A 9225-nucleotide genomic window follows, 5' to 3' on the forward strand; every position below is an offset into this window, starting at 1 on the left:
GCATTATTGGTGCGGGCGCACCAAGGAGCAGCAGATGCTACGGCGAATAGACGAGGGCGATGCGCTCGGCATTGCGCTCAAGGAAGAATCGAAGACCATGAATCGCGTTTCCTTGAGCGGCATCGGGGTGGAAATCCCTGAAACCTCGATCTCCAACAAGGAACTGGTCGAAAGCTTCAACATCTGGGTGGAGCAGGAGAACCGGCGCCGGGCGGCGAAGGGACTGGAGCCCCTGCCGGGCTCCAGCGCCGAATTCATCGAGCACGCCTCGGGCATCAAGGCGCGTCACGTCCACACCTTCGAGGGCATACTCGACCCCGATCGCATGGCGCCCTTCATTCCTGCCCGCGATGACGACGACCTCTCGGTGACGGCGGAGTTCGGCGCCAAGGCCGGCCGCAAGGCGCTTGAAGATGCCGGTGTCGATCCGGCCGAGGTCGATATGGTTATCTGCGCCGGCTCGCATCTGCAGCGCCTCTATCCGGCGATCGGCATCGAGATACAGAAGGAACTCGGCACCGGCGGCGCGGCCTTCGACATGAGCCTCGGCTGCTCGTCCGCCGTTGCCGGGCTGCATATCGGCTTTCATCTGGTTCGCTCGGGAGCGCATCGCCGTGTGCTGGTGGTGACACCGGAGCTGATCACGGCCCATCTCAACTTACGCGACCGGCAGACGCATTTCATCTTCGGCGACGCGGCGACGGCTCTGCTGATCGAGGCGCTGCCGCAGGGCGAGGAGAAGGCGGGCCGGTTCGAGGTAGTCGACACGCGAAGCTGGACCCAGTTCTCCAACAATATCCGCTCCAATTTCAGCTATCTGAACCGGGCCGCGCTGGAGGATACGAGCATGGTGCCTTCCGAGGGCAACCTGATCAAGCAGCAGGGTAACAAGGTCTTCAAGGAAGTCACCGTCGCCGGCCATCGCTTCATCGTCGATTTCCTTGCCGAGCACGGCCACACGCCGGAAACCGTGCGGCGCTTCTGGCTTCATCAGGCCAATGCGCGCATGAACGCCATGATCCTGAAACTCTCCTTCGGCGGCGTCGAAGTCGGACACGATCGGGCGCCGATGGTGCTCGACCGTCTTGGCAACACGGCCGCTGCCGGAGCGATCGTCGCCATGGCTGAAAACCACAAGGACATGAAGGCCGGGGAGTTCGGCCTGCTCTGCGCCTATGGGGCCGGTTATTCCATCGGCGGCGCGCTGATGCGCATGATGTGAGAAAAGGCGGTCGGGACCACACCGCGCAAACAAAACCGCTACACGTCGACCGCATCTTGCTCGTCGGCTTCCAGAAGCCGCGTTGCGCGCCAGGTGGTCAGCACCTCGTTGATGTCGTCGAGCACGAAGAAACGTGCTGCATCGCGGTCATAGCCCTCATCCAGAAGCCTGTCATATTCCGTATGCTCGTGACGCACATGGGCGACGATGGCCAGCCAGACGGCAACGGAGGGCGGGAGTTCGCGCAGCTTGCGGTCGTTGGCCAGCGTCCGGATCTTTTCCGCATCCGCATAGGGCGCGAACGGGACGAGGCTGGTCAGCGCCTTGCCCACCGCCCGCTGCCGTCCGGTGGACGCTTTCATCTGCCGGTCTCCGGGCGAGTGGCATCCGGATAGGCATCGACGGAGGCAAAATAGGGCTTCACGTCGATGACCGGCGTGCCGTCGAGAGCGTCGATCGCATCAAGGCCAAGGATGCCTTCTTCCATGTCGAGTGCGGTCAGGCGGGCTATATGCAGGCCGATCGGGTTCGGCCGCGCAGGCGAGCGCAGGGCGAAGACGCCCTTGGGCCTTCCTGCATGTCTGGGTTTCTGGATGATGAGATTGCGCGGCGCATGCTGGAGCCAAGTCAGCACCGCCACATGGCTGAAGCCTTCGAGTCCCGCCAGACCGTGCCGATAGGGCCGGGCAATCTCGATGCTTGCCGGCAATCCGCGCTCGCGCGCGGCGGCCATGTTCTTCGGACAGTCCTCGCGCGTCTTCCAGGGTGAGACGACGCCGCCGATGAAGACGAGGCCGGCATCTGGGGCAGCCTTGGCCGGGTCGAAGTCCAGGGCAATCTCCCCCTCGCGCTGGCCCAAGGGCGTTTTGCTGGCAGCAGCGGGATACGTCATGAAATTATCCGATCACGACATGCGGGCTTGCCAAGCTGCCCAAATCCATATAAACATATCTTTATATGTTTCTGGAGTGGCTGATGCTGACACGCCCGGCAATCCATCTCGATACCATGGTTGATACCCTGAAGGCGGCAGCCGAATCCAGCCGGTTGCGCATTCTGGCGCTTCTTTCCAAGGGTGACCTGACGGTTTCAGACCTGACGGAAATCCTCAACCAGTCGCAGCCGCGTGTCTCGCGGCATCTGAAGCTGCTGCTCGATGCGGAGCTGATCGCCCGCTATCAAGAGGGTTCCTGGGCCTATTTCCGGCTGGCCGACAGCGATGCGGCACGTGAATTCATCCAGGGAGTGGTGGCGCGCATCGATCTCAGCGACCCCGTGGTCGACCGTGATCTGGAGCGGCTTGCGGCGGTCAAGCATCGCCGCGAGGAACGGGCAGCGGAATATTTCAGCCGCAATGCAGCGAGCTGGGACCAGATACGCTCGCTCCATGTGCCGGACAAGGCGGTCGAGGCCGCTTTGAAGAAGCTGATCGGCAATCGGCCGTTTCAGTCCATGGTCGATCTCGGCACCGGCACCGGCCGTCTGCTGGAGCTTTTCGCGCCGCTTTACCAGCGCGGTGTCGGCATTGATCTCTCGCGCGAGATGCTGGCGGTCGCCCGCGCCAATCTCGACCGGGCAGGGGTGACCAATGCGCAGGTACGGCTCGGCGATCTCTATGCGCCTCCGGTGGAGCGTGACCGCCACGATCTCGTGACCATGCATCAGGTCCTGCACTATCTGGAGGATCCTGCATCGGCCATTCGCGAGGCGGCGCGCCTGCTGCGTCCGTCGGGACGGCTCGTCATCGTCGATTTCGCGCAGCACGGGCTTGAATTCCTGCGCGAGGAGCACGCCCATGTGCGTCTTGGATTTTCCGACGGGCAGATCGCGGAATGGCTCGACGATGCCGATCTGGATCTCGAGGATACCATGGATTTTGCCCCCCGCGGCGACGCCGACTCCGGCTTGACGGTCAAGCTCTGGCTTGCCCGCGACCGGCGCCTCCTCATCGCCGACCCTTCGAACACATCCGCCATGCAGGAGACCGCCTGATGTCGCAGTTCCGACTTTCGCGCCGGCCCGATATCGGCGGCAGGATTGGCGTATCCTTCGAGTTCTTCCCGCCGAAGAGCGACGATATGGAGCGCCGCCTTTGGGAAACGGTGACGCGTCTTGCGCCGCTTAAGCCGCGTTTCGTGTCGGTGACTTACGGCGCCGGCGGTTCGACGCGCGAGCGCACGGCGCGCACCGTGCGGCGCATTCTCCAGGAGACCAGCCTGACGCCGGCCGCGCATCTCACCTGTGTCGATGCGGATCGGGAATCGGTGGATGGCGTCATCGCGGAGTTCGTTGCCATGGGCGTCAGGCGCTTCGTGGCGCTGCGCGGTGATCCTCGCGAAGGCGTAGGCGCGCGCTATCGTCCGCATCCGCAGGGCTATACCAATGGCGCCGAACTGACGGCGGCCTTGAAGGCTCGCGGCGATTTCGACATTTCGGTATCAGCCTATCCGGAAAAGCATCCCGAGAGCTCCGATTTCGCGACCGACATCGACATGCTGAAGCGCAAGGTCGACAATGGCGCGACGCGGGCGATCACCCAGTTCTTCTTCGACAATGATCTCTACGAGCGTTATGTCGAGCGCGCGCGGCGGGCCGGAATCTATATCCCGATCGTGCCGGGCATCCTGCCGGTGCACAATTTTGCGCAGGTGGCGAATTTCGCCGGCCGCTGCGGCGCCCATGTGCCCGTCTGGCTTGCCGAGCGTTTTGAAGGGCTGGAGAACGACCCGCAGACCCATGCGCTCGTCGCTTCGGCCGTCGCGGCCGAACAGGTGCTCGACCTCGTCGAACGCGGGGTGGACGATTTCCACTTCTATACGATGAATCGCGCCGACCTGGTCTTTGCCATTTGCCACATGATCGGCATCCGGGCCGCTTCCGAAGCGGAGATGCGGCCTGCGGCGGCATGATTGTCGGGATGCGTCCATGAAAAAAGGCCGGGGATTCCGGCCTTCATGTTTCCGCCAGCCTGGCGGCTCCTGACCCACGTCCTGCTAAGGCAGGACTCCGATGATGAGAGCACCGATAAAGGCGAACGCAGCACAAATCACAAGAGCGTTGATCGGCCGTGTCAGTCCCATGGCAAAGCCTCCTCTCATGGAATAGGGCCGGATTCTACGGGCCTTCGCGCCGTCAGCAAGGAGATTTTGTGCTGCGGTGCCGAACGATTGTGAAAAATCCGACCTGATATTTAGCCCTTTCGGTTGATTTTGCTGGCGAAAAGGAACCATTCACTTTCTGTTAATGAGCGACGTCCCGAGTCATTGCGGATGGCGGTTGAAGATGCGGCCGTCGATGGTGACGAGGCCCAGGCCGATAAGGCCCATTCCGACGAATTCGAAAGTCTCCAGCCTTTCTCCCAGAAAGATGGCGCCGAGCAATATCGCGCTGACCGGGACGATCAGGGTAACCAGCGAGGCATTGGTCGCGCCGGCTGATGCGACGATGCTGAAATAGATGATGTAGGCGAAGGCGGTCGAAACCAGCGCCAGCGCCAGGACGGCGCTCCAGACACCGGCGCTTGCCGCGAACAGGTCCGATGGGCCGTGCAGCAGCAGCACGACCGGAACCATGATGAGGGAGGCGGCGGTAAGCTGTCCTGTCGCCAGGACCGGCGGAGCTACGCCCCGGAAGCGTCGCACGAGAATGAACGAGAAGGCGTAGGCAAGGGCAGCGCCGATCAGCGCCAGCTTTGCCCAGATCGGCCCGCCTATGCCCGCCAGCGCGCCGGGCCCGATCATGACGGCGGTGCCGGCAATCCCGCACAGGATGCCGAGTATCTTCGCCCGGGACAGCTTTTCGTCGGCGAGGAACATATTGGCGAGGATGGCGGTCCAGAAAGGGGTCGTGGCGTTGAGAATGGCGGCAAGCCCCGCGCCGAGCTCGGTCTGGCCAGCGAAGATCAGCGAGAAGGGGATGACATTGTTGATGAGCGCCAGACCGAACAGGCCGGCCGCATGGGGCAGGGCGAGCCGGAAGGACGGACCACGCGCCAGAAGCCAAAGCTGCAGAGCGGCGGCGGCGATGACGACGCGGAACATGACGAGCACCAGAGGCGCGATCTCCGCCACCGCGATACGGGCGAAGAAGAAGGACCCGCCCCAGATGACGCCGAGCAGGATGATCAGCGACCAGTCCCTGAGCGACATCTGCGGCGCTGCCGCTCGCGTTCCTGCCTCGACGGTCATTCATGTCTCCCTGCAGTCCGCCCACTCATAGGCGTGGCGTTCATTGTGCACCACCCGTTTCTCAACAACCGGTCATTGCAGGCCGATCGGCAGCTTTTTTCCGTCATTCGGCGCTGTTAGCGTGGACCCGCACCAAGGAGAGACCATGCAGCGATTCGAGACCGCCCGAGAAACCGCGCTGACGCTGCGGCCCGACGAGCCGATCTACTGCTTCCGGCCGGACGTGCTGAAGGCGGATGCCCGCCGGTTCATGGACCTGTTCCCCGGCAAGACGGCCTATGCGGTCAAGACGAATGGCGAGCCGATGGTGCTCAAGACGCTCACCGAGGCCGGCGTGAAGGCCTTCGACGTGGCGTCGCCTGCGGAGTTCGCGGCGGTCCGCGCCGTCGCGCCGGATGCCGAGATGCTCTACATGCATCCGGTCAAGGCGCAGTCCGACATAAGGCTGGCGCTCGAGGAATACGGTATCCGCGTCATCGCGGTGGACCACGAGGACGAGGTGACGAAGCTCACCCGCGTGGTGCGCGCCCTCGACATCGACCCGGGAACCGTCACTGTCTTCGTGCGCCTGCAGACCAAGGGCCATGCGGCCTATGAATTGTCCAAGAAGTTCGGTGCCGGGGCAGCCGCGGCCGTCGAGCTTCTGCGAAGACTGCACCGCTCCGGCTTCAGGACCGGCATATGCTTTCATGTCGGCAGCCAGATCGAGGATCCCGATACCTATGAGCGCGCGCTTGCCTCGGCCGACTGGGTGCGCAACCGGGCCGGCCTGCCGCTTGCCGGGCTCGATGTCGGCGGCGGGTTCCCGGCCGAATACGAGCAGGACCCCAACCGCAAGTCGGTAGAGATGCCTTCGCTCGACGAGATCATGGCGCGGCTGAGGAGCGACATAGCCGAATGGGGCTTTGACGAGATGCCGCTCGTTGCGGAGCCGGGCCGCGTGATCGTTGCCCGCGCCTTTTCCCTGATCGTGCGGGTTCTCCTGCGCAAGGGCAGGCGGCTCTATATCAATGACGGCATATGGGCGTCGCTGTCGGACTCATGGACCGGCAAGATCACACTGCCGGCGCGCTTCATTCCCGATCCGGCGATACGCAATCGCAACGGCAGCGAAAAGACCATCGTGCCTTTCCGCGTCTGCGGGGCGACCTGCGATTCCGTTGATATCCTGTCACGGCCGTTCTGGCTGCCGGAAACGGTCGATACCGGAGACTGGATCGAGATCGGCCATATTGGTGCTTATTCCATGGCGCTCAGGACGCGGTTCAACGGCTTCTATCCCGACACCTTCGTCGAGGTGACGACGCCCTTCGGCGAGGGCGGCATGCCGGAGGGCTATGCGACCCTCGAAACCATGGCCGATTAGGCCGCAGCTCTAACTGTCCACAGGGCCTGGAACTACTGGAGGTTGGTGAGCAGCGCCGGGGTCGGCCAGCCATCGGCGGGGAAACCGAGCCGTAGCTGCTCCTGGCGCACCGCATCCCGTGTGCCAGCGCCGAGTACGCCGTCGATGTTGCCCACGTCATAGCCGCGGTCGGCCAGCTTCTGCTGCAGGAGCTTCATCGCCTCAGGCGCAAGGCCGGGCTCGGGATTGCGCGGGTCGAAGGCCGGCGCGCCGGCAAGCCGGGCGGCGAGATGCGCGGCCGTCAGTGTATAGACCAGCGACTTGTTCCATTCGAGATAGATGTCGTAATTGTCGTAGACCAGAAAAGCCGGCCCCTTGTGCCCCATGGGAAGGACAAGGGCGGCCGGCATGGCGTCGGCAGGCAGCGGCTTTCCCTCGCGATAGGTGACGCCCCATCCTGCCCATTGCGAGCGCGGCCGCTTCTGGACGCGGCCCGTCTGCTCCCATGGCAGCTTGTCCGGCACCACGACATCTTCCATCCAGGGCTGGCCTGCCTGCCAGCCGAGAGAGGCGAGCTTGTTGGCGGCCGTCAATATGGCGTCGGGAGCGCTGCCCCTCAGATCGACGCGACCGTCTTCGTCTCCGTCCACGCCCTTTTCGAGATAGTCCGTCGGCAGCATCTGCATCTGGCCGATCTCGCCCGCCCATGCGCCCTGGACATCCGCTGGAACTGTGCCTTGGTCGATCAGCTTCAGAAGGGCGATGAGTTGCGGGCGGAAGATCTCGGGCCTGCGGCAATCATGGGCGAGGGTGGTCAGCGCATCCAATGTGCGGAAATCGCCCTGGACCGCGCCGAAATCTGTCTCCAATGCCCAGAAGGAGGCAATCACTGGCCCCGGAACGCCGAATTCCCGCTCGGCACGGGCGAAGGTCCCGGCATATTTCTTCAGATTGGCGGCGCCGTGCTGAAGCCGGTAGCTGTTGATCATGCGGCCGGCGAATTCGGCGAAAGTCTGGGTGAAGACGGCCTGTCCGCGGTCGCGATTGATAACGCGCTGGTCGAGCTTGGCATGTTCGAGCGCCGAGAAGCCCGTCTGGCCTACCCCTTGGGCAGAGGCCTCCGCCTCGACGCCGGCGATCCAGCTCGCCAGATCACCTCCGCATTGCTGCTGGGCATTGGCTGTGCCCGCCGCCATGAGAGCGAGGAGAGCGCAGAGAGCGGTTGCCGTCGTTCTCATCATTCGTTCTCTCCGATCCATTGCCCCTGCGTCAGCGCGTATGCGCTTTCAGCCATTCGCGCCAGGCGGCGGCGTTGCCGTTGAAGAGGTTGATATCGGCGTTACCCTCGATCCCCGGAATGATGCCGGTGCCGGTATATTGCCAGAAGACCCAAGGGTGACTGCCGTATTTGTCATCAGGATGACCAGCGACGGAGCGCAGCCAGAACGGATAGCCTTTGAAGCGCCAGAGGCCGTTGTCATCGAAGAAATCGATGGAGGTGTAGATGATCGGTCGTTTGCCGTAGTGGCGCTCGACGGTATCGAGGAAGACCTGCATCTCGGCGCGCACGATCTCCGGGGCAGGCCGCAGCCGGCAGGTCGGCGACAGCGGATTCCATTCCATGTCGAGGACGGGCGGAAGGGCGGAGGAATCTCGTGGCACGTTGCGGATGAACCAGGCGGCCTGCTCACGCGCCGGGCGGCAGAAATAATAGAAATGATAGGCGCCGCGCGGAATGCCGGCCGCCTTTGCGCCACGCCAGTTGGGCTCGAAATAATCGTCCAAGCGATCGCCGCCTTCCGTCGCCTTGATGAAGGCAAAGGAAATGTTGCTCGCCTTCACGCGATGCCAGTCGACCTCGCGCTGATATTTGGAGACATCCGTGCCATGGACTGGGTAGGTCCATGGCGCGCGGGAGCTCCATTCATGCGGATTGTTGTCGGCAAAACGCGGCCCGGCGCCGCCCGCGGAGCTTGGTCGCAGGTCGGAGAAATCGTAGTCGATTGTCGAGCAGGCCGTAAGAAGAACCAGAAATATCAAAACCGCGAAACGGCGCATCAGCCCTCCACCTTGCGAATCAGCGCAGTCCCTCGGGGAACGAGCAATACGCGATCATGCTTCCTGCGTCACCTGCGTGACGTTGCGATCTCTTGGAGAGAAGTAGGATTGTGCGGGGATAGATTCTTCACCCTCTCCGCGCCAAGCCGTTGCTTCCATTCCCCATTCACCGGTCCCCATTCACCATTTCATCCCCGCCTTCTTGACCTGCGCTATCCTTGCCCCATCCCTTTCCGCGGGAAAGCGGGTCGCGACGGCGGTCCCGCGGGAAAGGGACCGGCGCCTCCGYCCTGYCCTCGTAAGGCRGGGCCGGGGAGGTTCCGTCCAAGGGTTCCCCTCCCGGTACTACGGCCGGGGCGTGCTGGACGAGCACACAGCCCTGCGATGGCAAGCAGGGGCAGCGGAACGGACGG

9 protein-coding genes are annotated in these 9225 nt (G+C 63.4%); 4 read left to right on the top strand and 5 right to left on the bottom strand.

Annotated elements, in window-relative coordinates; translation table 11 throughout:
• The first annotated feature begins 97 nt into the window (after positions 1–97).
• Complete coding sequence (locus L598_RS14300) at positions 98–1222, top strand: beta-ketoacyl-ACP synthase III (protein ID WP_144863547.1); 1125 nt, start codon at positions 98–100, stop codon at positions 1220–1222.
• 38 nt (positions 1223–1260) lie between these two features.
• Here the strand turns inward: L598_RS14300 and L598_RS14305 are convergent, their stop codons facing one another.
• Both L598_RS14305 and tsaA read right to left on the bottom strand, forming a co-directional pair.
• Complete coding sequence (locus L598_RS14305; protein WP_144863529.1) at positions 1261–1584, bottom strand: DUF2293 domain-containing protein; 324 nt, start codon at positions 1582–1584, stop codon at positions 1261–1263.
• Entirely contained in the window at positions 1581–2114 is a 534-nt protein-coding gene (gene tsaA, locus L598_RS14310) for a tRNA (N6-threonylcarbamoyladenosine(37)-N6)-methyltransferase TrmO (RefSeq protein ID WP_144863531.1), read from the bottom strand. Before tsaA ends, L598_RS14305 begins: the two co-directional genes overlap by 4 nt.
• An 83-nt stretch (positions 2115–2197) precedes the next feature.
• On the opposite strand from tsaA, the gene L598_RS14315 reads away from it, so the two are divergent.
• Both L598_RS14315 and metF read left to right on the top strand, forming a co-directional pair.
• A complete protein-coding gene (locus tag L598_RS14315) occupies positions 2198–3214 on the top strand; it encodes a metalloregulator ArsR/SmtB family transcription factor (protein WP_144863533.1) in 1017 nt (338 codons plus the stop codon).
• Entirely contained in the window at positions 3214–4131 is a 918-nt protein-coding gene (metF, locus tag L598_RS14320; protein ID WP_144863535.1) for a methylenetetrahydrofolate reductase [NAD(P)H], read from the top strand. The genes L598_RS14315 and metF overlap by 1 nt, the downstream gene beginning before the upstream one ends.
• A gap of 351 nt (positions 4132–4482) precedes the next feature.
• On the opposite strand, the gene L598_RS14325 is transcribed toward metF, so the two are convergent.
• Complete coding sequence (locus L598_RS14325) at positions 4483–5409, bottom strand: DMT family transporter (RefSeq protein WP_144863537.1); 927 nt, start codon at positions 5407–5409, stop codon at positions 4483–4485.
• A 145-nt stretch (positions 5410–5554) separates the two neighbouring features.
• Here L598_RS14325 and L598_RS14330 point away from each other — a divergent pair, with 145 nt between their 5' ends.
• A complete protein-coding gene (locus tag L598_RS14330; RefSeq protein ID WP_144863539.1) occupies positions 5555–6775 on the top strand; it encodes an alanine racemase in 1221 nt (406 codons plus the stop codon).
• Between the two features lie 32 nt (positions 6776–6807).
• Here L598_RS14330 and L598_RS14335 read toward each other — a convergent pair whose 3' ends face one another.
• Together L598_RS14335 and L598_RS14340 are read right to left on the bottom strand one after the other, a co-directional pair.
• Positions 6808–7992 (bottom strand): lytic murein transglycosylase, encoded by a 1185-nt coding sequence (locus tag L598_RS14335; protein WP_144863549.1) that lies wholly within the window; start codon positions 7990–7992, stop codon positions 6808–6810.
• A 31-nt stretch (positions 7993–8023) separates the two neighbouring features.
• Entirely contained in the window at positions 8024–8812 is a 789-nt protein-coding gene (locus tag L598_RS14340; RefSeq protein ID WP_144863541.1) for a GH25 family lysozyme, read from the bottom strand.
• Positions 8813–9225: the final 413 nt, after the last annotated feature.

This window comes from Mesorhizobium sp. J18 (genome assembly GCF_007829525.1).
In the GTDB taxonomy this organism is placed as follows: domain Bacteria; phylum Pseudomonadota; class Alphaproteobacteria; order Rhizobiales; family Rhizobiaceae; genus VLJP01.

Coding starts and splice junctions, on each gene's coding strand:
- L598_RS14325 (WP_144863537.1), bottom strand. CDS start 5,409: ATGACCGTCGAGGCAGGAACGCGAGCGGCAGCGCCGCAGATGTCGCTC.
- tsaA (WP_144863531.1), bottom strand. CDS start 2,114: ATGACGTATCCCGCTGCTGCCAGCAAAACGCCCTTGGGCCAGCGCGAG.
- L598_RS14335 (WP_144863549.1), bottom strand. CDS start 7,992: ATGAGAACGACGGCAACCGCTCTCTGCGCTCTCCTCGCTCTCATGGCG.
- L598_RS14300 (WP_144863547.1), top strand. CDS start 98: ATGAATCGCGTTTCCTTGAGCGGCATCGGGGTGGAAATCCCTGAAACC.
- L598_RS14330 (WP_144863539.1), top strand. CDS start 5,555: ATGCAGCGATTCGAGACCGCCCGAGAAACCGCGCTGACGCTGCGGCCC.
- L598_RS14315 (WP_144863533.1), top strand. CDS start 2,198: ATGCTGACACGCCCGGCAATCCATCTCGATACCATGGTTGATACCCTG.
- metF (WP_144863535.1), top strand. CDS start 3,214: ATGTCGCAGTTCCGACTTTCGCGCCGGCCCGATATCGGCGGCAGGATT.
- L598_RS14340 (WP_144863541.1), bottom strand. CDS start 8,812: ATGCGCCGTTTCGCGGTTTTGATATTTCTGGTTCTTCTTACGGCCTGC.
- L598_RS14305 (WP_144863529.1), bottom strand. CDS start 1,584: ATGAAAGCGTCCACCGGACGGCAGCGGGCGGTGGGCAAGGCGCTGACC.